This window comes from Pseudomonas sp. EA_5y_Pfl2_R50 (assembly GCF_963970475.1).
In the GTDB taxonomy this organism is placed as follows: domain Bacteria; phylum Pseudomonadota; class Gammaproteobacteria; order Pseudomonadales; family Pseudomonadaceae; genus Aquipseudomonas.
The window spans coordinates 172,222-194,707 of record NZ_CAXAPT010000011.1 but is presented as its reverse complement, the minus strand read 5'-3'; the positions used below and the strand labels follow the sequence as shown (position 1 = coordinate 194,707).

Below are 22,486 nucleotides of genomic sequence, written 5' to 3'. Positions count from 1 at the left end.
CCTACTCCTTGGCGACGCGTTTCATGTCCGCATCCATCATCATGCGGATCAAGGTATCCAGGTCGGTTTTCGGTTTCCAGCCCAGCACGCGCTGAGCCTTGGCCGGATTGCCGAGCAGCACTTCGACTTCGGCCGGACGGAAAAACGCCGGGTCGATCTTCACGTAGTCGCGGTAGTTGAGGCCGACGTGATCGAAGGCGATGCGGCACATTTCGCGCACCGTGGTGGTCACACCGGTGGCGACCACGAAGTCGTCAGGCTTGTCCTGTTGCAGCATCAGCCACATGGCTTCGACGTAATCGCCGGCAAAACCCCAGTCGCGTTTGGCATCGATGTTGCCCAGGGCCAGTTCGTGCTGTTTGCCCTGCTTGATGCGGGCGGCGGCGTCGGTGACTTTGCGGGTCACGAACTCGATGCCGCGCAGTGGCGATTCATGGTTGAAGAGGATGCCGCTGCTCGCATGCAGGTTGAAACTTTCGCGGTAGTTGACGGTGATCCAGTGGCCGTACAGCTTGGCCACGCCGTAAGGGCTGCGAGGGTAGAACGGAGTGTTTTCGTCCTGTTGCTCAGCCTGGATCAGGCCGAACATTTCGCTGGTCGACGCCTGATAGAAGCGCGTGTGCGGGCTGAACTGGCGGATCGCTTCGAGCAGATGCGTCACGCCGAGGCCATCGACGATGCCGGTGGTGACGGGTTGATTCCACGACGCGGCGACAAAACTTTGTGCGGCGAGGTTATAGACCTCGTCCGGCGCCGACTGAATGACCGCACGTTGTACCGAGCAGGCGTCGGCCATGTCGCCGTCGAGGTAGACGATGTCGGCTTCGACGCCCATCTCGCGCAGGCGCCAGCGCGAATCGCTGCTGCGCCGCGCGACGAGGCCATGAACCTTGTAGCCTTTGTCGAGCAGCAGCCTGGCCAGATACGCGCCGTCCTGGCCGGTAATCCCTGTGATCAGTGCACTTTTAGTCATTCTTGTCGTACTCGCGTCTCCCAGTCGGACAGGATCGCCCGCAGGGATTGTTGTGTGGTGATGTCTGGCGCCCATCCGGTGGTGTTGGCCAGTTTTGCGTGGCTGCCGCAAACGCGACGCTGATCGGCACGACGCAGGCGCGCCGGGTCCTGAACCAGTTGCGTCTCGACCCCGGCCAGATCGGCCAGTTGTTCGATCAGGCTGCGGATACTTTGCTCGTGCCCAGAGCAAATGTTGTAGACCTGCCCTGGGGTGCCTTTTTCCAGCAGGGCGAGATAAGCCGAGACCACATCGCCGACATCGAGGAAATCGCGCGTCACGTCGATGTCCCCGACTTCCAGCTGTGGCGCTTGCAGGCCTTGCCTGATGCGGCTGATCTGGCGGGCAGCGCTGGCGATGACGAAACTGTCTTTCTGCCCGGTGCCGATGTGGTTGAACGGCCGTGCGACCAGCACCGGCCAGTGTTCGCTCAGGCCCCATTGCAGGCTGAGGAACTCCGCCGAGAGTTTGCTCACCGCATATGGATTGCGCGGGCAGGGCGGCTGTTGCTCGGTGATCGGCAGGTCGCTTTCGCCGACCTGGCCGTAAACGTCGCCGGAGCTGACATACAGGAAGGTGCCGGCAAAGCCACGGGCCTTGAGCGCTTGCAGCAGATTGAGGGTGCCGAGCAGATTGATGTCGAGGGTGCGTGCCGGATCACGAAAGGCTTCGGGAACGAAGGTTTGCCCGGCCAGGTGAATAACGGCATCGGGCAATTGCGGCCACAGATCGACGAGGCTGTCGGCGTCAGTGAGGTCGTAGGGTGCGGCGGCAGGCAGCAGCTCCCAGGACGAATCAGGCAATGCCAGACGTGACTGAATATGGTGTCCCACGAATCCGCTAAGACCCGTGACGAACAGACGCTTTTTCAAACAGCGACCCCTTGGTCTTGAACTTGCGCCACTTTCCCACAGGCTTTAAGGGAATGTCCGTCAGATCAATAGAAAAACTGGCTGACAGGCAGGCGAAGTCAAATGTTGTAGTTGTTTGTGACCAATCTGTGCCAATTGCTCGGCAATTTCAACAGGCCAAACCGTGACCGGTCAGTTCTCGTTAGCGTAGACAGATTTATTCTCGTCGGGCGGTTCACGAATGCTCGACGGATGTGTTTAGAATGCCCCTCGTCGCCATCCCCCAGGTATGCCGCGGGCATTGCGCAACAGGGTGAAACCGACCACTAAAACAAGAACGAAGACGTGCCTGAAGACGCTGGACAAGAATCGGTGAAACCGCCTTGATCCGACGCCGGGCCGTCATGCCATGAAGCGGCCGGGATGGCCGTTTCATCGTGGGATGCCATGAATTTCATTCTTTACTCGGACATCAACGACCGCTCGATCAGCCAGAGCCTGGGACGTCCCGAATACAGCTACTATTTCGTGCTCAAGGCCTATCGCCCGGTGTTGGAAAGCCTTGGCCGCGTGCATGTGGTGACCGCTGTCGCCGACGTCGACCCTCTCTATGAGCAATTGCGCCAGGCCGGCCAGGAATGCCTGTTCCTGTCTTTCGCGCCGCCGCACAAGACCCCGACCGATCTGCAATGCCCGATGGTGTGCGTGATCGCCTGGGAATATGACTCGATCCCCTACGAAAGCCCGGACAACGACCCCCGCCAGGACTGGAGCCGGATGCTTGCGCGGCATGGCCGGGTGATCACGTTGTCCACGCACACCGCGCAAGCCATCCGCCGCACTCTTGGCGAAGCGTTCCCGGTGCTGGTGCTGCCGACGCCGCTATGGGACAGCTTCGCGACGGTCCGTGAGGACTATCCACCGGCGCCGGTGAACCCCGGTGTCACGTTGCAGATCAAGGGCTGCATCATCGACAGCCGTGCCTTGGGGCTGTCCGCCGACGGGCTGATCGCGCCGATTGAAAATGAACAGGAACTGGAAGCCCGCGGCCTTGCCCAGGCGGCTCCCGCAGAGGCCCCGGAGCCGCCAGCTCCACCCGAGCTGAACTTGCGCCGCCGGGCGTTCATCACCAAGCATTATTTGCGCGAAAGCTTGCACGCCGTGACGCAGCCTTCCGAGCATCGGCGCGGGTTTTTGCTCAAGCACAATCTGCTGCAGTGGTACCGCGAAGCCGTGCGCGACCTGACGCCCGACGCATTGCGCCGGCAGTTGGCGAAGTTGCGCACGCCACTTCCGGTGCCCGAGGCCGAGGCGTTGCCATTGCCGCTGCCGACCACCGTCAGTGAAGCGCTGGCCCCGGCCGAACACCCGCAAGCCGTGCTGCCCGACACCCGCGAACAGGTGCAGATCGACGTCAGCGGCGTGGTGTACGTCAGCGTGTTCAACCCCGAAGACGGGCGCAAGAACTGGCATCACCTGATCACGGCGTTCTGCTGGGCGATGCGCGATGTCGAAGACGCCACGCTGGTGTTGAAGATCACCCAAAACGACTTGTCGAGCTACTACGTCCACCTGATTACCCTGCTGTCGCAGCTTTCGCCCTTCGCCTGTCGGGTCGTGGTGCTGCATGGTTATCTGCAGGACGAGGAGTTCGCCCGTCTGTATGGCGCGGCGAGTTTCTACGTCAATGCGTCGCGCTGCGAAGGTCTGTGCCTGCCGCTGATGGAGTTCATGTCCTGCGCGCGCCCGGTGATTGCACCGAACCACACGGCGATGAGCGATTACATCGATGACAAGGTCGGGTTCATCGTCAAGTCGAGCCAGGAGCCGACGATCTGGCCGGAAGACGTGCGCATCCTCTATCGCACCCTGCGCCATCGTCCGGATTGGGGCTCGCTCAAAGCCGCTTACGAAGACAGTTATGCCCTGGCCAGGCATCGCCCCGAGGCCTATCAGGCGATGGCCGCCGCTGCCAGTGAACGCATGCGTGACTACTGCGGATTCGTTCCGGTACAGCAGCGCGTCATGCAGTTCTTTGCCTTGGAGCCGCTGGCTGAAAAGGTGCCGATGAGTGCAGAGGCGGGAGCAGAACCATGCTGATCATCATTCATTCGGAAACCAACAAGAGCAACATCCAGCAGAACCTCGGGCGCCCGGAATACAGTTATTACTTTGTGCTCAAGGAATTCCGTCCGGTGCTCGAACGCATCGGTCAGGTCATCGAAGTCAGCAACCCCGACGAATTGGTTGATCGTCTGTATTTCGATTGTCTGAGCCGTGGCGAGGATTGCGTCTTCCTGTCGTTCTCGCCGCCGCATCGCACCCCGATTCATTACACCTGCCCGACCATTCCGGTGTTCGCCTGGGAGTTCAGCACGCTTCCCACCGAGAGCTGGCAGGGTGAGCCACGCCACGACTGGCGGGTGGTGCTGGAGGCTTGCGGTCGGGCGATCACGCATTCCTCGTTCACCGTCAGCACCGTGCGCGACGTGATGGGCGCCGACTACCCGGTCAGCGCGATTCCGGCGCCGGTGTGGGATCGATTCGCCGCGCGCGGCGAACAACCGGAGCAGCGTGCGCTGGTCGAGCCGGTCATCCTGAACCTGCGCGGCTTGCTGATCGACAGCCGCACGGTCGACCTGCGCCCGTATGGGCCGCCGGGGCTGTGCGAAGGCGAGCCGATGTCGTTCAGCGCGCCGCCGCAGGATTGCCAGTTGCAACTTGAGGGCGTGGTCTACACCTCGGTGTTCAACCCTTACGACGGGCGCAAGAACTGGCAAGACATGATCAGCGCGTTCTGCACCACGTTTCGCGACACCCGTGATGCCACGCTGGTGCTCAAACTCACCCACCATGACATCGGCAACGCGCTGGCCGACATGCTGCATCATCTCTACAAGAATCAGGCGTACCAGTGCCGGATCGTGCTGATTCACGGCTATCTGGCGGACGCCGATTACGAGCGCCTAGTGGAGGCCACCAGCTACGTGGTCAACAGTTCGTATGGCGAAGGGCAGTGCTTGCCGCTGATGGAGTTCATGTCCTGTGGCAAACCGGCGATTGCGCCCCTGAACACCGCGATGGCCGACTACGTGAACAGTGACAACGCGTTTATCGTCGACTTCACCGAAGAGCTGACCGCCTGGCCCCACGACCCGCGGGCGGCCTATCGCACCCTGCGCTACATGACCAATTGGGATTCGCTGTGCGCGGCCTATCGCGCCAGCCATGCCGTGGCCAAGAGCGACGCGCTGCGTTACGCGAGCATGTCCGGCGAAGCGGTACGCAGCCTGCAACGCTTCTGCAGCCAGGCCAGCACCGAACAACGCTTGCGCGCGTTTTTCGCGCAGTCGCCGCGAGCCTTGCCCGTGCAAGATGCGCGCGCATGATCCGTCGCCTGCTCGCGCGATTTCGTCCCGCTGCGCCGACGGCGCCTGCAGCGGCATCACCGATTCACGCTTCGCCGCGTTATGTCGGGCTGCGTGATGCGGTGCTTGATGGCTGGTTCTCGAGTGACACGGGCGAGCTGCTCAAGGGATTCAAGATCAGCGCTGACGACACCTTGCTCGATGTCGGTTGCGGCGAAGGCGTAGCAACCTTGTTTGCCGTGCGCCAGGGCGCCTCGGTGATCTTCACCGACAGTGAGCACGACAAAGTGCGCGACCTCGCCCGTCAGGTTGCCGCGCAAAGCACTCAGGCCAATCTGGGGCTGGTCAGCAACAGCCTGCCGTTGCCTCTGACGGATGGCTGCGCGAGCAAAGTGGTGTGCATGGAAGTGCTCGAACACATCGATCAGCCTGAGCCGTTCATGGCCGAGCTGGTGCGCATGGGCCGTCCCGGCGCGCAGTTCCTGTTCAGTGTGCCGGCGCCCGTCGGTGAGCAGTTGCAAAAGGGCATCGCCCCGGCCAGCTATTACCAGTCGCCCAATCATGTGCAGATATTTACGCCGGAGCGTTTCGCCGCGCTGGTCGAGGACGCGGGTCTGGTGATTGAGCATCGACAGGCCAACGGCTTTTTCTGGGTGATGGGCATGATCTTCTTCTGGGCCGGTGAGCGTGCGGCCGGGCGCGCCCCCGAAGGCGCCGTGCGCGACCGTATCCAGGAACCGTTCACGCCCTTGATGGAAAGCTGGGCGCGCACCTGGCAGGACTTGCTCGATCAACCTGATGGTCTGGCGATCAAACAGATGCTGGACGGGTTGATGCCCAAGAGCCAGGTGATCATTGCCCGCAAGCCACTCGCCGGCGGGGATGCACCATGAGCGGCAAGCGCATCATGGACATCGAAGTGCTGCGCGCGGTCGCGGTACTCGGGGTGTTGTTCCATCATTTGCAGGGCAGCCTGTTCACCGATAACGTGCCGCTGCTGGAGCAGATTCATGCTCGGGCGCAGCATTGGTGGGGCGTGGATCTGTTTTTTGCGATCTCCGGTTTTGTCATTGCCCGCAGCCTGATCCCGGCATTGCAGGGTTGCACCACCCGCCAGGAATACTGGGCGCAAACCCGAAATTTCTGGCTGCGCCGGGTGTTTCGGCTGTTGCCCTCGGCGTGGTTGTGGCTGGCGCTGATACTGCTGGCGTGCGTGTTTCTCAACCGTTCGGGAGCGTTCGGGAGCGTGTCCGCCAACCTCCAGGCGACGCTGGCCGGGGTGTTGCAGTACGCCAACTTCCGTTTTGCCGACAGCTTCTTTCACTACGAGTACGGCAGCAGTTTCGTCTACTGGAGCCTGGCGCTGGAGGAGCAGTTCTACCTGTTGTTCCCGCTGTTGATTGTGCTGTGTCGCAAGCATCTGGTCTGGGCGTTGCTGGCGCTGGTCGCGGTACAGATATTCACCGTGCGAACGCCGTTGCTGATGGTGGTGCGCACGGACGCCCTGGCCCTCGGCGTGCTGCTGGCAATGTGGAGCGCGCAGCCGGGTTATCAGCGTTGGCGGCCGACGTTTTTGCACCGACCTTGGGCCGGGGTTTCGACATTGATCGGGATTGGCCTGCTGTTGAGTTTCATGGCGACCGACCGTTTTACCTTGTCGGCCTACCGCATCGGCTCCATTGCCGTGCTCAGCGCAGTGCTGGTGTGGATCGCCTCGTACAACCGCGATTACCTGATGCCCGCCGGTGCGGTGCAACGTTTGCTGGGGTGGATCGGCAGCCGCTCCTACGGCATTTATCTGATCCACATTCCCGCGTACCTGCTGGTGCGTGAACTGATTTTCCGCTTGCAGAGCACCGGACTGCCGAGCCCCGCCGGGCATCCGATTGTCACGCTGGTGCTGGCCTTCGGGCTGATCGTGCTGCTCAGCGAACTGAATTACCGTCTGGTCGAAATGCCGATGCGCAATCGTGGCGCTGCACTGGTCAAGCGCCTCGGCACCGCCCGTCCCGCAGTCCCATCCTCTGGAGCCACTTCATGCTGAGCCTGTTCAAGAAACTTACGGCACCGACGCCAGCACAGCCGGTCGTTGCGGTTGCCGAGAAAGCCGATCCGTACATGCTCGGTCTGCACGATGCCGTGCTCAGCGGCTGGTTCAACCAGCAGACCAACGAGCTGTTCACCGGGTTTCCCGTCAGTGCTGACGACACCGTGCTCGATGTCGGCTGCGGCGATGGCGGCAACGTGCATTTCTGTGGCATGCGTGGGGCGAAGATCATCATTGCCGACATCGACGGGGCCAAGGTCGAATCCACCCGTCTGCGCTTGAGCGATACCCCGGCGCGGGACATCGAATGCCACGTCACCGACTGCAATCCGCTGCCCATCGCCGACCACACCGCCACTCGCGTGGTCTCCACCGAAGTCATCGAGCACGTCGACGACCCGGCGCAGTTTCTCGCCGAACTGGTACGCGTCGGCAAGCCTGGTGCGCTGTACCTGCTGAGCGTGCCGCACCCAAGCTCCGAAAACCTGCAGAAAGACATCGCCGCCGCCGAGTATTTCCAGAAGCCCAACCACATTCGTATCATCAGCGAAGAGCAGTTCAAGGCGATGGTCAGCGAGGCCGGGCTGGAGATCGTCAGTCACAGCCAGTACGGCTTTTACTGGTCGATGTGGATGCTGCTGTTCTGGGAAGCCAAGGTCGACTTCAGCAACCCGGATCATCCGTTGCTCAATCACTGGGCGAGCACCTGGCAAGCGGTGCTCGACTCACCGCGCGGCGCGCAGATCAAGCAGGCGCTGGATGCGGTTGTGGCGAAAAGCCAAGTGATCATTGCCCGCAAACCCTGAGCCCGACGCGCTGATCCTGCAGGCGCTGCGCCACGCTGTGATCATTTGATACTGATCGTTCAAACCCGATCACACGATTGCAGCCTCGTTTCATCGACAGCGCCTACAGGGTTTTGTGTACCCTGCGCTCATGTGTTCGCAAGGGTTGGCGATTTGATGCGGTTTGGTGTTTCGATTCTGATCACGGTGTGGTTGCTTGTGGGCTGCAAGCCGCAAAACGCGCCGCCCCTCGACCAGCAACTGTACATCTGGCAACGCCAATGGACGCCGGCTCACGACGCGGCGTTGCGCAACAGCCACGCTGACTTCTCGACGCTGCGCGTGCTTGCGCTGCAAGCCTTTCCCAATGCCGGATGGCACCGCGCGCGGATCAATGCGCCGCTGTTGAAAGCCGATGGCCGCCCGTTGATCGCGGTGATTCGTCTCGACGGCCAGCTCAAGTCGCTGGATCAGGATCAAGTCACCACGCAGATTGTGCAGGTACTTGCCGACTGGCAGGCGCAAGGCCTGAGCCTGAGTGGCGTCGAGATCGATCATGACGCCGGCAACACGCGTTTGCCGGCCTACGCTGAATTCCTCAAGCATCTGCGTGCGGCATTGCCGGCCCACATGGCGCTGAGCATCACCGCGCTGCCAGCCTGGCTCGGCAGTGCGCAATTGCCCGCACTTGTGCAAACCGTCGACAGCAGCGTGCTGCAAGTCCACGCCGTCAGCGATCCGCGTCGTGGGCTGTTTGATCCTGAGCAGGCGTTGAAGTGGGCCAAGGGGTGGGCGCGGGTCACTGACAAACCGTTTTATCTCGCGCTACCGGCTTACGGCGTTGCGCTGCTGGCGGATGATGGCGGGGCGCCGCTGGTGGAAAGCGAAGTGCCGATTGAGCGCAGCGGTGAGCGTCGGGAGCTGCTGGCCGATCCGCTGCAACTGAGCCAGCTCGCCAAGGCGCTGCAGGATGATCCACCGACGCATCTGGCCGGGCTGATCTGGTTTCGCTTGCCGCTGGCCAATGACCGCCGCGCCTGGAGCCTGACCACTCTGCGCGCCGTGGCACGGGGTGAGGCGTTGACCAGTCGGCTCGGGCTGCTGTTCAGCGAACAGAACGGGCTCTACGACATCAGACTGGGCAATAACGGCAATCTCGACAGTGCCTGGCCTGCGCGCATCACGGTCAAGGCCCGGGGCTGTGAAGGCGCCGATGCGCTGGCCGGTTATGCATTGCAACAAGGCCCGGATCTGCTTACCTTCACCCGCCTGCGCGACGGCCGCTTGCCGGCGGGCGGACAACGCGCCATCGGCTGGGCACGTTGCGCAATCATTGATCAAGGAGGTTCGCATGTTGACCCGTAACTGGCCCCGCCATCTGCTCTGCCTGAGCCTCAGCCTGCCGCTGGGCACGGCGCTGGCCTGCGGCCCGGACTTCCCGATGCGCTTGCTCGACAATCGCGGGCAGACCCTGGCGGATCTGCCGGAGGGCAACTTCCACTTTGAACTCGGCCGCCTCGGCAAAACCATCGCCGGGCTGAACAATGTCACCGCTGCGACGCACAATCCCAACGACCTGTACGGCGACGAAAACGCGTCCGCCGAGGCTCGCGACAAGGCCGAACAAACCGGGCTGAGCTCCGAGCAACAGACGCTGGTCAAGCGCTTGCGCGGGTTGACCGATGCGCATCAGGTCGAGGCGCAAGGCGCCAGTCTGCCAGCGGAAATCCGTTGGTACGTGGCCGGTGCGGTAGCGTTTGCCACCGGCGATCATCAACTCGCCGTCGAATATTTCAACAAGCTGTTGGCGCTGCCGGCTGATCAGCGTCCGTTGCGCAGCACCTGGGCGGCGTATTCGCTGGGCCGAACCTGGTTTGCCATGAGCCGTGCGGCCGGGGATGCGGGAGGGGCGCTGGAGCAGTCGCGTGATGCGTTTCGTCAGGCCCGGCAACTGAGCATCGACGGTTTCAGCGATCCGCTGGAGCTGGGTGTTGCCAGCCTCGGCGAAGAGGCGCGGGTGGTGCGCGCGGCGGGCGATTGGAGCGGCGCCATCGAACTGTATGAGGCGCAAAACCTGCACGGGTCCGCCGTGGGTTACACCTCGCTCAAGCAATTGATGAATGAGCTGGCGCAATTGCCCGAAGCCGAACTGGCCGAGTTGCTCCAGCACAAAACGGTACAGCAACTGGTCACCGCCTCGCTGGTCAGCCGTCAGGGCTGGTCGTTTGGCGACGAGCCGCCAAACGAGAAGAAACTGGTCAGGCTCCTGCAAAACAGCACTCGCGGCAGCCTGGAAAATGCTGATCGCCTGGCCGCGATGAGCTATCAACAAGGCGATTACGCGGGCGCCCGGGCCTTCCTCGAAAACGCTGGCGATGGCGGGCTGGCGTGGTGGCTGCGAGCGAAACTGGCGGTGCGTGACGGCGACAGGAATGCCGCCGCCGCAGCCTATTCGAAAGCAGCCCAAGCGTTCCCGCAGCAAGAAGACTGGGGGGATCGACGCACCCCGGACTGGGCTTACGAAAGTCTCCAGCCGAAATGCCGGGTCGAAGGCGAAAGCGCGATCCTCGCCTTGCAGCGTGGCGAATACCTGCAAGCCTTCGTGCAGTTGTATCGCAGCAACAACGTGTACTGGTTCGATGCCGCAACCGTGGCCGAGCGCGTGCTGACCGTTGATGAACTCAAACAGTATGTCGACGAAAACGTGCCAGCGCCGCCCGCACTGACTCAACAGGAGCGCGACAGCTACGTGCCGCTGCCCGTCGCCGCGAGCCTGCGCAATCTGCTGGGCCGGCGTCTGTTGCGTGAAGGGCATTACACCGACGCGGTCGCTTACTTCGACAATCCCGACCTGCAAAAAAAGGCCCGGCTCTATGGCGAGCAACGCTTGAAGGCAGATGCCGCGTGGTGGCCGACCCAACGCGCCAGTGCGCTGTATAACGCTGCCTGGACCGCGCGCGAGTGGGGTATGGACATTCTTGGCTATGAGATGGCCCCGGACTACGCCACGTTCGGCGGCAACTACAGCCTGGAAACCACCGAGCTGAAGGTCGGCCCGCTGGTGTCCGAAGCCGAAGTGCAGCGCCAGCAGGCCAGTGCGGCGCAGCCGGATCAGCGCTACCACTATCGCTTCGTCGCCACGACGCTGGCCGGACGCGCCGCCGACAATCTGCCGCACACCAGCCAGGCGTTTGCCGCCGTGTTGTGCAATGCCGCCGGGTGGAACAGCAGCCTGGAAGACCAGAGCGCGTTGTATCAACGCTATGTGAAGGAAGGCCCCTTTGTGCCGTGGGCGGTGGATTTCGGTCATCAATGCCCGTACCCGGATTTCGAAAACGCCGACAAGCGCTACGTCACCCAGGTGACCGATGCGGCGCGCCAGGCACTGCGTCCGTACAAAGGGCCGGTGCAGATCGGCGCGTTGGTGCTGGTCGCGGCCGGCGCGTTGTGGCTGATCAGCCGTCGCCAGCGCAAGGCGGGCAAGGGCTAAGCCTCCTGGATGAACGTCAGGCGCACGGCAAAGCCGATCAACAGGCTACCGAACAGCCACTGTTGCACCCGTTGCGCCGTTGGACTGTGTTGCAGCCAACGGCCCAGCGCGGCGCCCACCATGGCGTAAGTGCTGTCGAACAGCAGGCCAACGCCTACCAGCAGCAGGCCGAGGAGGGCGAACTGGTGGAGCACGGGAGCGCCGTCGTTGACGATGAATTGTGGCAGCAAGACCGAACAGAAGAGCAGCGCCTTGGGATTGAGCAGATTGGTCAGCAGCCCTCGACGAATCGCCTCACGCCATTGCCCTGGCGCATCAGCAAGGCCGCCGCTCTCCAGGTTCGGCAGCAATGTGCTGCGCAGGCATTGAAGGCCGATCCACAACAGATACGCCGCGCCGGCCAGACGTACTGCCTCGAATGTCCACGGCGCTGCCTTGAACAGCGCCGCCAGTCCCAACCCCGCCAGTGCCACGTGACAACCCCGGGCGATGCCCAGGCCGACAGCGGTGGCGAGCGCCGCACCACGACCCTGACGGGCGCCGGTTTGCAGGAGCAGAATCATGTCCGGCCCGGGCAGCAGATACACCACCGTCAATGCCAGGAAAAACAGCCAGAGTGTTGCCACGTGATACCCCCTTTCGTTGTCGATCCGGTGACTCAGTCTAGGGGGCAAGGGCGGGGCAGGTGCTTGCGTAGTCAGCTTCAAAATTCAGTGCGCTTGGCATAATCTGCTGGTTTTAAGCGCTACAGCCATTGGAATCTGCCAAACATGAAACTTGACGCCTTTGATCGCAAGATTCTCGCCGCGCTGCAACGCAACGGACGCCTGAGCAATGTCGAGTTGGCGGATGAAATCGGCTTGTCGGCGTCACCGTGTCTGCGCCGGGTGCGGATGCTTGAGGAGGCGGGGGTCATTCGCGGCTATCAGGCCAATCTGGATCGCGATGAAGTCGGTTTGGGGTTGACGGTGTTTGTCGGGGTCAAGGTCGAGCGGCACAACGATGAACAGGCTGAAGCGTTTTACACGGCGGTGACGGCGTTGCCCGAGGTGATTTCAGCGTTTCTGGTCTCCGGCGAATCGGATTTTCTCCTGCAAGTGGTGGTGCCGGACCTGCGCGCCTACGACCGCTTTCTCAGCGGTTGCCTGTTGAAGCTGCCGGGGGTGAGCGATATTCGCAGCAACTTTGCGATTCACACGGTGAAAGCGCCGGGGCCATTGCCTCTTGGGCATCTCCCGGTCTGACGAGCAAAAACCGCCGCCTGCGGCGTAACCCCTTAGGGCTGCCTAAAGCAGCGATCTTTGCCCCGTTTACATCTGCGTCGCCATCCCCTCGACATTCATCGCCGCCTGACGCAACGCTTCCGACCGGGTCGGGTGCGGATGGCAGGTCAAGGCGATGTCCTGCGCCGATGCACTGAATTCCATCGCCACACAGAACTCGCCGATCATCTCGCTGACGCTTGGACCGACGAGGTGCACGCCCAGCACTTCATCCGTGCGTTCGTCGGCGATGACTTTGGCAAAGCCCTCGGTCTCATGGTTGATTTTCGCCCGGCTGTTGGCCGTGAACGGGAACTTGCCGACCTTGTAAGCGCGGCCTTCAGCCTTGAGTTGCTCCTCGGTCTTACCGACGCTGGCCAGCTCGGGTTTGGTGTAGATGACGTTGGGGATCAGCGCGTAATTGACCTCGCCGGCCTTGCCGTGGATCTGCTCGACGCACGCCATGGCTTCATCTTCGGCCTTGTGCGCGAGCATCGGGCCGGAGGTTACGTCACCGATCACCCAGACCCCCGGGGCTTCGGTGCGGTGTTGTCTGTTGGCGAGCATGCCGCGCTTGTCGGTGCTCAGGCCGACGTTCTCCAGGCCCAGGCCTTGGGTATACGGGCGGCGACCGATGGCCACCAGCACGTAATCGGCTTCGACTATTTCGGCGGTGCCGCCGGCCGCTGGTTCGACGCTGAGTTGCACGCCATTGGTCGAGGTGGTGGCGCTGGTGACCTTCGAACTCAACTTGAAACGGATGCCTTGCTTGCTCAGCGAGCGCTGCAAGGTTTTGCCGGCCTCGCCATCGACACCGGGACAGATGCGGTCGAGGTACTCGATCACGGTCACTTGAGCGCCAAGACGTCGCCAGACAGAACCCAGCTCCAGGCCAATCACACCGGCGCCGATCACCACCAGGTGCTTGGGCACCTCACTCAATGACAGCGCTCCGGTGGAATCCAGAATGCGTTGGTTGTCGATCTCGACGCCGGGCAGGGGAGTGGGTTCCGAGCCGGTGGCGATGATGATGTCTTTGGCGGTCAGTTCGATCTTGCTGCCCTGGTCGCCGGTCACACTGACCTTGCCCGGGCCGTCGATGTGGCCCCAGCCCTTGATCCAGTCGACCTTGTTCTTGCGAAAGAGAAATTCGATGCCCTTGGTCAGGCCGGCCACGCTCTCGTCTTTCTGCTTCATCATTTGCGCAAGGTTCAGCGTCGGTTTGACCTCGATGCCAAGGTTGGCGAATTCCGCGCCCATCGCTGCGTCGTAGAGCTCTGAAGCGTGCAACAAGGCTTTGGACGGCATGCAACCCACGTTCAGGCAGGTACCGCCGAGGGTCGCCCGGCCTTCGACGCAAGCGGCTTTCAAGCCCAACTGGCCAGCACGGATCGCCGCGTTATAGCCGCCGGGGCCACCGCCCAGAATCACCACGTCATAGTTGCTCATGCGTTTGCTCCAGTTGGATGGGTGCGGATCGTTAAAAGTAGCTTTCAAGCAAAATTACGAACGTAATATGTGCGTTGGCGGACATTTCGGTCAAGGCTTCAGGCAAGCGACAGGTCGGGCATCTTTGAATAAGGGTAATTGTGTACGAATATTTCACGTTTATCGTTATATCGTAACGCTATGAACAGCGAGTCAATGGTGTCGGGGTGATATGCAAGTTGATCTGGAGGTGGAAGGCACGCAAGTGACCGGGCTGCCGCGCTTTCAGCAAGCGGCCACGCAAGGACGGCGCTTGCGGCGCTGGGCTATCGGCCTCGGCGCATTGGCCGGTGCAGGCTGGGTCCTGGCATTTTTTGTCGGGCTGTTTGCTCCGCAAACGATGTGGGTACCGCTGCTGGTTAACCAGAGCGCAGCGCTTTTGGTGCTGGTGGCCGGGCTGCAATCGGCGGGGTGGGTTGCGCGATGGCGCGCGCGGGTGATTGATCCGCTGACGCCAATCGAGATTGCCGAGCATGCCGCGCCGGATGGCTGGTACGAGCGCCTGTTGGATCGCTTGAGCCAACGCAGCGTGCATGTGCTCGGCCAGATCGGGGCGCCGGCGCTGTGGCTCGCGGGTTGGGCAATGCTGGTGGTGCTGAGTATCGACCAGGTGTGGAACCTGACATTGCCACCCGCGATGGTTGGGTTGTCTGCCACGGTGGGCGCGGCGCTGGCGTTGTTGCTGGCGTTTGGTCTGCTGGTGCTGGAGAGGCAACTTGCCCAGGAAAAACCGGCGCAATGGCCTGAGGCCGGCGCGCTGGCGCAACTGACGCGCGTCACCCTGATCAGTCTGGTAGTGGGCGCGTTGTGTTTGCTGTTTGCCAGTGACAGCACGGTGTGGCCGGTGCGCGTCGCGGTACTGATGGGCATCTTGCCGGGATGGGTTGCGATTGAGCTGCTATTGCGTGCCGTACTATCGGTATTCAGCCCGCGCCGCGAGCAGCTGGAACCGACGTTGCTGGCGCGCAGTGTTGTCGCCGATATGTTGTGCTGGCCGCCGCAGCCATGGCGGGTGTTGCAGCATGAATTGCACAATCGCTTTGGTATTGATCTGCGCCAGATCTGGGCATTCAGCTACATGCGTCGGGCATTTCTGCCGGTGCTGGCGTTCGTAGTTGCGGTGGGCTGGTTGCTCACGGGTATCCACGAAATCCCCCTGCAAGGACGGGGCATCTACGAGCGTTTCGGCAAACCGGTGCAGGTGTTCGGGCCCGGCTTGCACGCCGGTTTGCCTTGGCCGCTGGGCCGTGTATTGAACGTTGAAAACGGTGTGGTGCATGAACTGGCCACCAGCGTGGGTGAAAACTCGGCACCGGTTCAAGCCGACCCGGCTGAAGGCCCGGCGCCGATGACCGCCAACCGTTTGTGGGACGCCAGCCACGTCAATGACAAATCGCAGGTTATCGCCAGCAGCCGTGGCGACCAGCAGGGCTTCCAGATCGTCAACATGGATGTGCGCTTCGTTTACCGCATCGGGCTCAGCGATCAGGCTGCATTGGCCGCGACCTACAACAGCGCCGATGTGCCGACGCTGATTCGCAGCACCGCGAGCAGGATTCTGGTGCACGACTTTGCCTCGCGAACCCTCGACGGTTTGCTCGGTGCGGACCGGGTAGGCTTGGGCGAGGAGATCGGTCGCGCGGTGCAGGACGATCTGCAAAAACTCGATAGCGGCGTGGAAATTCTTGCCACCGTGGTTGAGGCGATTCATCCGCCGGCAGGTGCCGCCAATGCCTATCACAGTGTGCAGGCGGCGCAGATCGGCGCGCAGGCATTGATCTCCCGTGAACGCGGCGCGGCGGCCGAGGTGAGTAATCAGGCGCAGCTGCAGGCCAGTCTGGCCAAAGATCAGGCCAGCGCCAACGCCAGTGAAACACGCGCCGCTGCCCAGGCCGCCGACCTGAAATTCAGTGCTGAACAAAAAGCCTACGCCAGCGCCGGTCAGGCCTTCGTTCTGGAGCAATACCTCAGCCAGCTCAGTCTGGGCCTGAGCAAAGCCAGGCTGCTGGTGCTCGACCATCGTCTGGGCGGCAGCAACGCGCCGACCATCGACTTGCGAACGTTCACGCTGCCGGCTGATCCCACGCCCGCGCGCTCCACCGCTCAACCAGGAGTTGCCCATTGAGCCAGTCGCACACGCACGATCATCACGACCACGCTGGACACACTCACGGCCACGGCGGGCATCACCATCATCATGGTCATCATCACCACGGTGCGCCGCAAGAGGCGGGGCCTTTCCCGTGGCGTCGCATGGGCTGGGCGCTGTTGCTGGTGGCATTCGCCATCGCGGCGGCCAGTCTGGTGCAGGTGCGCTCCGGTGAGGCGACGGTCATTACCCGCTTCGGCAATCCGTCGCGGGTGTTGCTTGAGCCGGGATTGAACTGGCGCTGGCCGGCACCGTTCGAGGCGGCAATTCCAGTGGATTTGCGTCTACGGACAACGTCCAGCGGACTGCAGGATGTCGGCACCCGCGATGGTTTGCGCATCATCGTTCAGGCTTACGTGGCGTGGCAGGTTCAGGGTGATCCCGACAATGTGCAGCGTTTCATGCGCGCCGTGCAGAATCAGCCGGACGAGGCGGCGCGGCAGATTCGCACGTTTGTCGGTTCGGCGCTGGAAACCACCGCCAGCAGTTTCGACCTGGCCAATCTGGTCAACACCGATGCCGGTCAGGTGCGCATTGCCGATTTCGAAGCGCAATTGCGCCAGCAAATCGATCAACAGTTGCTCGCGACGTATGGTGTGCGCGTGGTGCAGGTGGGCATCGAGCGTTTGACCTTGCCCTCGGTGACGCTCACCGCGACGGTCGATCGCATGCGTGCCGAGCGTGAAACCATCGCCACCGAACGCACCGCCATCGGTAAGCGTGAGGCTGCGCAAATCCGCTCCGCTGCCGAGCGCGATGCGCGCATTGTTCAGGCGGATGCCTCGGTAAAAGCGGCAGACATCGAAGCTCAATCCCGGGTCGAAGCGGCGCAGATTTATGGGCGCGCTTACGCCGGTTCGCCTCAGCTGTACAACCTGCTGCGATCACTGGACACGCTTGGCACCCTCGTCACGCCGCAGACCAAGCTGATTTTGCGCACCGACGCTGCGCCGTTCCGTGTGCTGGTCGATGGCCCGCCAAATCTCGACAACAAATCCGGATCGCAACCATGAATGATGAAGTTCCACGTGGAACACATTCGTTAAGTAGCCCATGGATTCAGGCCGGACGGCTGGCTTTTTTCGCGTTATACGCGGTGACGGTGTTGGCCGCGTTAGCGTGGGCGTTCTCCAATGTACGGCAGATCGATCCGCAAAACCGCGCGGTGGTCCTGCACTTTGGCGCTCTCGAACGCATTCAGAATGCCGGCCTGCTGTTGGCCTGGCCCCAGCCATTCGAGCAGGTGATATTGCTGCCCGCGGCGGATCGAGTGATCGAACGTCGCGTCGAAAACCTGCTGCGCAGCGATGAGGCAATCAAGGCGGACAGGGTCGCTTCATTCGCCACTCCGCTGAGTGATGCGCTGGCCGGCTCTGGCTATTTATTGACCGGTGATGCTGGCGTGGTGCAATTGGATGTGCGGGTGTTTTACAAAGTCACTGACCCTTATGGCTTCGTGCTGCAAGGGGATCATGTGCTCCCTGCATTGGACCGTCTGGTCACGCGCAGCGCGGTGGCCTTAACCGCCGCCCGCGATCTCGATACCATTCTGGTCGCGCGCCCGGAACTCATCGGCGCCGACAACCAGGCTGCCGAGCGTCGCGAGCGACTGCGCGGTGATCTGGTGCAAGGCATCAACCAACGGCTGGCAGAACTCAAGGCCAGCGGGCAGGGCATCGGCATCGAAGTGGCGCGAGTCGATGTGCAGTCGAGTCTGCCGTCTCCTGCTGTCAGTGCCTTTAACGCGGTGTTGACCGCCAGTCAGCAAGCCGACAAAGCCGTGGCCAACGCGCGCACCGACGCCGAAAAACTCACCCAGACTGCCAACGAACAAGCCGACCGCACGCTGCAAGTCGCTCACGCCCAAGCGGGAGAGCGCTTGGCCAAAGCCTCGTCGGACACCGCGACGGTAATGAGCCTGGCCAAGGCGCAGCAGCAAGGAACCGATCCGCAGATGCTCTTGCGCCTGTACCGCGAACGTATGCCGAAGATTCTCGGTCAGGCCGGTTCTGTCACGACGGTCGACCCGAAAGACGATTCCCGTCTGATCATCCAGGGAGCCAGTCAATGACTGCGTCCACCGCTGCACCGAGCCTGTTGTCCTCCGCCGAACAACGCCGCGCGGCGCGCCAATTGACACTGGCGATGCTCGCGCTCGGACTGCTGGGCCTCGGTTTGATCTGGCGGTGGCTGCTGCCGGAGCAAACCGGTGTCAGTCAGTTGCTACTGGGTTTTGCGTCTTTACTGGTTGCGGTGCCGGTGATGCGCTCGGCGTGCTTCAGCCTGCGCTATCCAAGCTTGCATGGCATCACCGATCAACTGATCGCCTTGGCGATGTTGGGTGCCTGGGCGACCGGTGATCTTCTCACCGCAGCGTTGTTGCCGATCATCATGATCTTCGGTCACGTGCTGGAGGAGCGCAGCGTCATCGGTTCGCAGGAAGCGATTCATGCCCTCGGCCAGTTGACCCGCAGCCACGCGCGCAAGGTTCAGGCGGACGGTACGATTATCGAAGTGGACAACGCCACATTGAAACCCGGCGACACCGTCGAGGTGCGTGCCGGGGATCGCGTCCCGGCGGACGGTCGCGTGTTGTCGGGGCAGGCGAGCCTCGATACCGCGTCGATTACCGGTGAATCGGTGCCAGTGGAAACCGCGGTCGGCATGAGCGTGTTCGGCGCAGCGATCAACCTTGACGGTCTGCTGCGCATCGAGGTGACGCGCACGGGCGATGAGTCGACGCTGGGCAAAGTCATCGCCCTGATGCAGAACGCCGAGCGTTCGAAGCCGCCGATCACCCGGTTGCTCGAGCGCTACGCCGGGGGCTACATGGTGCTGGTATTGCTGCTGGCTGCGGTGACCTGGTTTATCACCCATGATGCGCAGGCGATGCTCGCGGTGCTGGTCGCCGCCTGCCCGTGTGCGCTGGTGTTGTCGGCACCGGCGACGGCGATTGCCGGGGTGGCGGTGGCGGCGCGGCACGGCATTCTGATTCGCAGTTCGGCGTTCCTCGAAGAGCTGGCCGACCTGACGTCACTGGTCGTCGACAAGACCGGCACCCTGACTTACGGCACCTTGCGTTTGCAGTCGATCAACAGCCCGCGCGTGGACCCTGCTGCGGTGATGGCCCTGGCCGCCAGCCTCGGCGCGGCGAGCAGCCATCCGGTCAGCCGCGCACTGGCAGGATTGGTCAGTCCGGAACACAGCCTGCCGCTGACCGATATTCATGAGCGCCAGGGCCTCGGTGTCGTGGCCATGACCGGGCAGGGCGAAGCGGCGCTTGGCCGTCCCGAGCTATTCGCGCAGTTGGCAATCGCCACCACGACCGTTCCCGACCACGATGGGCCGATTGCCGGCCTTGCGCTCAACGGTGAGTTCCTCGCCTGGCTGTTGCTGGCCGACAGTGTCAAACCTGAGGCGCGCTTTGCCTTGAGCGAATTGCGAGCGTTGGGCTTGGGTCGGCAATTGTTGCTGACCGGCGACCGGCAAGCCGTTGCGCAGGCCCTGGCCAACGATGTCGGTTTGCATGAAGTCGAAGCCCAGGCCTTGCCCGAAGACAAGCTCAATCGCGTACTCAAGGAAATCGACAAGGGATTCCGGCCGATGGTGGTCGGCGATGGCATCAACGATTCGCTCGCGCTGAAAGCGGGTGTGGTCGGCGTGGCGATGGGCGCGGGTGGCGCGGACATTGCGTTGGCGTCGGCGGACATCGTGCTGATCGGCAGCGATTTGCGTCGGCTGGGCACCTGCGTGCGTTTGAGCCGCCAGTGCCGAAGGACGTTGCAGGTCAACGTCATCATCGGTCTGGGCTGGACGCTGGCGATTGTCGTGTTCGCCGCGTTCGGCTGGCTCGGTGCTGCGGGGGCGATGATTGCCGCGTTGCTGCACAACCTCAGCACCTTGCTGGTGCTGGGTAACGCCGGGCGATTGCTGCGGTTCCAGGAGCCATTATTGAAGCTGGAAAAACAAATCTGAAATTTCTTTGCGTGGCGATGTAACGCCGTCAGGGTCGCGCTCTCTAGTGCTGTGTCGGCGCGCAACAACCGTCCAGCCGACATCCCTGACGATTACCGAGGATAAGAAAAATGACCATCAAGACCGCTGCTGCGGGTGCCGCTCTCGCTCTGGCCGCCGCCACAATGTTTGCCGGTGTTGCCACCACGGCGATGGCCGCCGATGCCAACGTTCACTGCTACGGCGTGAATGCCTGCAAAGGCCAGAATGACTGCAAAACCAAAGACCACGCCTGCAAAGGTCAGGGCGAGTGCAAAGGCCAGGGCTTCAAGGCCATGACCCAGGCGGCTTGCGACAAAGCAGGTGGCAAGGTCGGCGAATAACTGACCGCCCGGTGCCGCCGCAGTGGTTGACGCCACTGCGGCCACTTTGCCAGGAGCCCGCACATGACTGCTTCAATTCCTTCCCTCGGCTACGGCCTGGGATTGCGTAGCGCTTACTACCAGCAGATCCTCGAAGAGTCGCCGGATGTCGACTGGTTTGAAGTGGTCTCGGAAAATTTCATGGTGCAGGGCGGCAAGGCCCTGTATTACCTGGATGCTGTCGCCGAGCGTTATCCGCTGGTGATGCACGGCGTGTCCTTGTCCATCGGCGGGCCGCACGCCCTCGATACGGATTATCTGCAACAACTCAAGCGATTGGCCGTGCGGGTCAAACCGGCATGGATTTCTGATCATCTGTGCTGGAGCCGTGGCAACGCTCATCAGTTGCATGATCTGCTACCGCTGCCCTACACCGAAGAAAGCCTTGATTACATCGCGGCGCGGGTGGCGCAGGTTCAGGATGTGCTGCAACGTCCGCTGGTGCTGGAGAACGTCTCCAGTTACGTGCGTGCCGCGTCGGATGACTTCACCGAGTGGGAGTTTCTCGCCGCGCTAAGCCGCAAGAGCGGCTGCGAGTTGCTGCTCGACGTGAACAATGTCTATGTCAGTTCGCGTAACCATGGCTTCGATCCGTGGACCTTCATACAAGGCCTGCCCGTCGAAAAAGTCCGCCAATTGCATCTGGCCGGCCATAGCGATTACGGCGACTACGTGATCGATACCCACGACCAACCGGTCAGCGATCCGGTCTGGGCGCTCTATCAGCGCACGCTGGAACGCTTCGGCGCGGTCGCCACTTTGCTCGAGCGCGATGATCATTTTCCGCCCTTTGGCGAATTGCTTGATGAGTTGCGAAAGGCCCGTGAGCTGGGTGAAAAGGTCCAGGCCGGGAGACAGCAATGCGCTTGAAAGATTGGCAACTGGCTTTCGAGTCGTTTCTGCTGGATGAAGATGCCACGACACACGTGGGCCTCGTCGACAGCCTGATCGGCGGCCCGACGCTCGATGTCGACACCGGGTTGGCGATCTATCACAACGCCTATAAAGGACGTTTGCTGGACGTCCTGCGCGGTGACTTCCCGACGATCTGGCGCTGGCTGGGCGACGAAGAGTTCGACCTGCTCGCCAGCGCCTATCTCCGCCAAAACCCTTCGGCGCACTACAGCCTGCGCTGGTTGGGCAAAGGTTTTGAAAATTTTATCCGTGAACATCGGGTGCCCGGGCAGAGCGCTCCTCTGACGGAAATGGCCAGGCTGGAATGGTCATTCACGCTGGCGTTTGATGCGCCCGCCGGCGAGCCGCTGACGATTGCGAGCATGGCGACGCTGGCCCCGAAAGACTGGCCTTTGCTGCAATTCAAACCCGTTCCGTCGTTGCAATGGCTGCATTGTCGGTTCAATAGCCTTGCCCTGTGGCGCTCGGCCAAGGAAGAGGCCGATTTTCCTGACAGTGTGGCCCTCGACAATCCCCTGGTGTGCCTGATCTGGCGCAGCCATCTGATCTGCAATTACCGCAGCCTTGAGGCCGCCGAAGCCAGCGCGCTCGACGGGCTGTTAAACCGCTGCTGGAATTTCTCCGAACTGTGCGCAGCCTTGGCAGTCATTTATGGTGAGGGCGCGCCGTTGCAAGCGGTGACCTGGCTGAAACAGTGGATACAGGACGGTTTGCTGGAGCGGCTGTACGAATAGAAAAGGCTA

19 protein-coding genes are annotated in these 22,486 nt (G+C 62.1%); 15 read left to right on the top strand and 4 right to left on the bottom strand.

Features of this window, described 5'->3' with window-relative positions; translation table 11 throughout:
* Window position 1 precedes the first annotated feature (1 nt).
* Together gmd and AACY19_RS19705 are read right to left on the bottom strand one after the other, a co-directional pair.
* Entirely contained in the window at window positions 2-973 is a 972-nt protein-coding gene (gmd, locus tag AACY19_RS19710; RefSeq protein ID WP_339453115.1) for a GDP-mannose 4,6-dehydratase, read from the bottom strand.
* Window positions 970-1,884, bottom strand: a complete 915-nt coding sequence (locus AACY19_RS19705; RefSeq protein ID WP_339453113.1) for a GDP-mannose 4,6-dehydratase — start codon at window positions 1,882-1,884, stop codon at window positions 970-972. The genes gmd and AACY19_RS19705 overlap by 4 nt, the downstream gene beginning before the upstream one ends.
* A 426-nt stretch (window positions 1,885-2,310) precedes the next feature.
* Between AACY19_RS19705 and AACY19_RS19700 the strand changes: the two genes are divergently transcribed.
* The 7 genes from AACY19_RS19700 (at window position 2,311) to AACY19_RS19670 (ending at window position 11,553) form a co-directional block, all read left to right on the top strand.
* Window positions 2,311-3,963, top strand: coding sequence for a glycosyltransferase (locus AACY19_RS19700; RefSeq protein WP_339453111.1), 1,653 nt, complete (start codon window positions 2,311-2,313; stop codon window positions 3,961-3,963).
* A complete protein-coding gene (locus tag AACY19_RS19695) occupies window positions 3,957-5,252 on the top strand; it encodes a glycosyltransferase (protein WP_339453109.1) in 1,296 nt (431 codons plus the stop codon). Before AACY19_RS19700 ends, AACY19_RS19695 begins: the two co-directional genes overlap by 7 nt.
* Complete coding sequence (locus tag AACY19_RS19690) at window positions 5,249-6,124, top strand: class I SAM-dependent methyltransferase (RefSeq protein WP_339453107.1); 876 nt, start codon at window positions 5,249-5,251, stop codon at window positions 6,122-6,124. Before AACY19_RS19695 ends, AACY19_RS19690 begins: the two co-directional genes overlap by 4 nt.
* Window positions 6,121-7,275 (top strand): acyltransferase family protein, encoded by a 1,155-nt coding sequence (locus AACY19_RS19685; RefSeq protein WP_339453105.1) that lies wholly within the window; start codon window positions 6,121-6,123, stop codon window positions 7,273-7,275. Before AACY19_RS19690 ends, AACY19_RS19685 begins: the two co-directional genes overlap by 4 nt.
* Complete coding sequence (locus AACY19_RS19680) at window positions 7,269-8,084, top strand: class I SAM-dependent methyltransferase (RefSeq protein WP_339453103.1); 816 nt, start codon at window positions 7,269-7,271, stop codon at window positions 8,082-8,084. Before AACY19_RS19685 ends, AACY19_RS19680 begins: the two co-directional genes overlap by 7 nt.
* 156 nt (window positions 8,085-8,240) lie before the next feature.
* Entirely contained in the window at window positions 8,241-9,428 is a 1,188-nt protein-coding gene (locus AACY19_RS19675; RefSeq protein WP_339453101.1) for a DUF3142 domain-containing protein, read from the top strand.
* On the top strand, window positions 9,415-11,553 hold the full coding sequence (locus tag AACY19_RS19670) for a hypothetical protein (RefSeq protein ID WP_339453099.1): 2,139 nt from the start codon (window positions 9,415-9,417) through the stop codon (window positions 11,551-11,553). The genes AACY19_RS19675 and AACY19_RS19670 overlap by 14 nt, the downstream gene beginning before the upstream one ends.
* Here the strand turns inward: AACY19_RS19670 and AACY19_RS19665 are convergent.
* Window positions 11,550-12,179, bottom strand: coding sequence for a LysE family translocator (locus AACY19_RS19665; protein WP_339453097.1), 630 nt, complete (start codon window positions 12,177-12,179; stop codon window positions 11,550-11,552). The two genes, AACY19_RS19670 and AACY19_RS19665, sit on opposite strands and share 4 nt — an antisense overlap.
* A gap of 144 nt (window positions 12,180-12,323) precedes the next feature.
* Here AACY19_RS19665 and AACY19_RS19660 point away from each other — a divergent pair, with 144 nt between their 5' ends.
* Complete coding sequence (locus tag AACY19_RS19660; protein ID WP_339453095.1) at window positions 12,324-12,797, top strand: Lrp/AsnC family transcriptional regulator; 474 nt, start codon at window positions 12,324-12,326, stop codon at window positions 12,795-12,797.
* 66 nt (window positions 12,798-12,863) lie between these two features.
* Here the strand turns inward: AACY19_RS19660 and lpdA are convergent, their stop codons facing one another.
* Window positions 12,864-14,264 carry a dihydrolipoyl dehydrogenase gene (gene lpdA / locus AACY19_RS19655; RefSeq protein ID WP_339453093.1) on the bottom strand — a complete coding sequence of 467 codons (1,401 nt, stop codon included), beginning with the start codon at window positions 14,262-14,264 and terminating at the stop codon, window positions 12,864-12,866.
* A gap of 211 nt (window positions 14,265-14,475) precedes the next feature.
* Between lpdA and hflK (AACY19_RS19650) the strand changes: the two genes are divergently transcribed.
* The 7 genes from hflK (AACY19_RS19650) (at window position 14,476) to AACY19_RS19620 (ending at window position 22,477) form a co-directional block, all read left to right on the top strand.
* The gene (hflK, locus tag AACY19_RS19650; protein ID WP_339453091.1) at window positions 14,476-16,428 is read left to right on the top strand and encodes a protease modulator HflK; all 1,953 of its coding nucleotides are present in this window, start codon (window positions 14,476-14,478) and stop codon (window positions 16,426-16,428) included.
* Window positions 16,425-17,465 (top strand): protease modulator HflC, encoded by a 1,041-nt coding sequence (hflC, locus tag AACY19_RS19645; protein ID WP_339453089.1) that lies wholly within the window; start codon window positions 16,425-16,427, stop codon window positions 17,463-17,465. Before hflK (AACY19_RS19650) ends, hflC begins: the two co-directional genes overlap by 4 nt.
* Window positions 17,462-18,523, top strand: a complete 1,062-nt coding sequence (gene hflK, locus AACY19_RS19640) for a protease modulator HflK (RefSeq protein WP_339453087.1) — start codon at window positions 17,462-17,464, stop codon at window positions 18,521-18,523. Before hflC ends, hflK (AACY19_RS19640) begins: the two co-directional genes overlap by 4 nt.
* Window positions 18,520-20,427 (top strand): heavy metal translocating P-type ATPase, encoded by a 1,908-nt coding sequence (locus AACY19_RS19635; RefSeq protein ID WP_339453085.1) that lies wholly within the window; start codon window positions 18,520-18,522, stop codon window positions 20,425-20,427. Before hflK (AACY19_RS19640) ends, AACY19_RS19635 begins: the two co-directional genes overlap by 4 nt.
* A 110-nt stretch (window positions 20,428-20,537) precedes the next feature.
* The gene (gene bufA2, locus AACY19_RS19630; RefSeq protein WP_339453083.1) at window positions 20,538-20,789 is read left to right on the top strand and encodes a BufA2 family periplasmic bufferin-type metallophore; all 252 of its coding nucleotides are present in this window, start codon (window positions 20,538-20,540) and stop codon (window positions 20,787-20,789) included.
* Window positions 20,790-20,852: 63 nt separating this feature from the next.
* Window positions 20,853-21,698: an MNIO family bufferin maturase gene (gene bufB, locus AACY19_RS19625; protein WP_339453081.1), complete on the top strand. Its 846-nt coding sequence runs from the start codon at window positions 20,853-20,855 to the stop codon at window positions 21,696-21,698.
* Window positions 21,689-22,477, top strand: a complete 789-nt coding sequence (locus AACY19_RS19620; protein ID WP_339453079.1) for a DNA-binding domain-containing protein — start codon at window positions 21,689-21,691, stop codon at window positions 22,475-22,477. Before bufB ends, AACY19_RS19620 begins: the two co-directional genes overlap by 10 nt.
* The last annotated feature ends 9 nt before the right edge of the window (window positions 22,478-22,486 follow it).

Bases quoted from the DNA above. Each gene is read 5' to 3' on its own strand.
- gmd (WP_339453115.1), bottom strand. From the start codon at position 973: ATGACTAAAAGTGCACTGATCACAGGGATTACCGGCCAGGACGGCGCG.
- AACY19_RS19700 (WP_339453111.1), top strand. From the start codon at position 2,311: ATGAATTTCATTCTTTACTCGGACATCAACGACCGCTCGATCAGCCAG.
- AACY19_RS19695 (WP_339453109.1), top strand. From the start codon at position 3,957: ATGCTGATCATCATTCATTCGGAAACCAACAAGAGCAACATCCAGCAG.
- AACY19_RS19690 (WP_339453107.1), top strand. From the start codon at position 5,249: ATGATCCGTCGCCTGCTCGCGCGATTTCGTCCCGCTGCGCCGACGGCG.
- AACY19_RS19685 (WP_339453105.1), top strand. From the start codon at position 6,121: ATGAGCGGCAAGCGCATCATGGACATCGAAGTGCTGCGCGCGGTCGCG.
- AACY19_RS19680 (WP_339453103.1), top strand. From the start codon at position 7,269: ATGCTGAGCCTGTTCAAGAAACTTACGGCACCGACGCCAGCACAGCCG.
- AACY19_RS19675 (WP_339453101.1), top strand. From the start codon at position 8,241: ATGCGGTTTGGTGTTTCGATTCTGATCACGGTGTGGTTGCTTGTGGGC.
- AACY19_RS19670 (WP_339453099.1), top strand. From the start codon at position 9,415: ATGTTGACCCGTAACTGGCCCCGCCATCTGCTCTGCCTGAGCCTCAGC.
- AACY19_RS19660 (WP_339453095.1), top strand. From the start codon at position 12,324: ATGAAACTTGACGCCTTTGATCGCAAGATTCTCGCCGCGCTGCAACGC.
- lpdA (WP_339453093.1), bottom strand. From the start codon at position 14,264: ATGAGCAACTATGACGTGGTGATTCTGGGCGGTGGCCCCGGCGGCTAT.
- hflK (WP_339453091.1), top strand. From the start codon at position 14,476: ATGCAAGTTGATCTGGAGGTGGAAGGCACGCAAGTGACCGGGCTGCCG.
- hflK (WP_339453087.1), top strand. From the start codon at position 17,462: ATGAATGATGAAGTTCCACGTGGAACACATTCGTTAAGTAGCCCATGG.
- AACY19_RS19635 (WP_339453085.1), top strand. From the start codon at position 18,520: ATGACTGCGTCCACCGCTGCACCGAGCCTGTTGTCCTCCGCCGAACAA.
- bufA2 (WP_339453083.1), top strand. From the start codon at position 20,538: ATGACCATCAAGACCGCTGCTGCGGGTGCCGCTCTCGCTCTGGCCGCC.
- bufB (WP_339453081.1), top strand. From the start codon at position 20,853: ATGACTGCTTCAATTCCTTCCCTCGGCTACGGCCTGGGATTGCGTAGC.
- AACY19_RS19620 (WP_339453079.1), top strand. From the start codon at position 21,689: ATGCGCTTGAAAGATTGGCAACTGGCTTTCGAGTCGTTTCTGCTGGAT.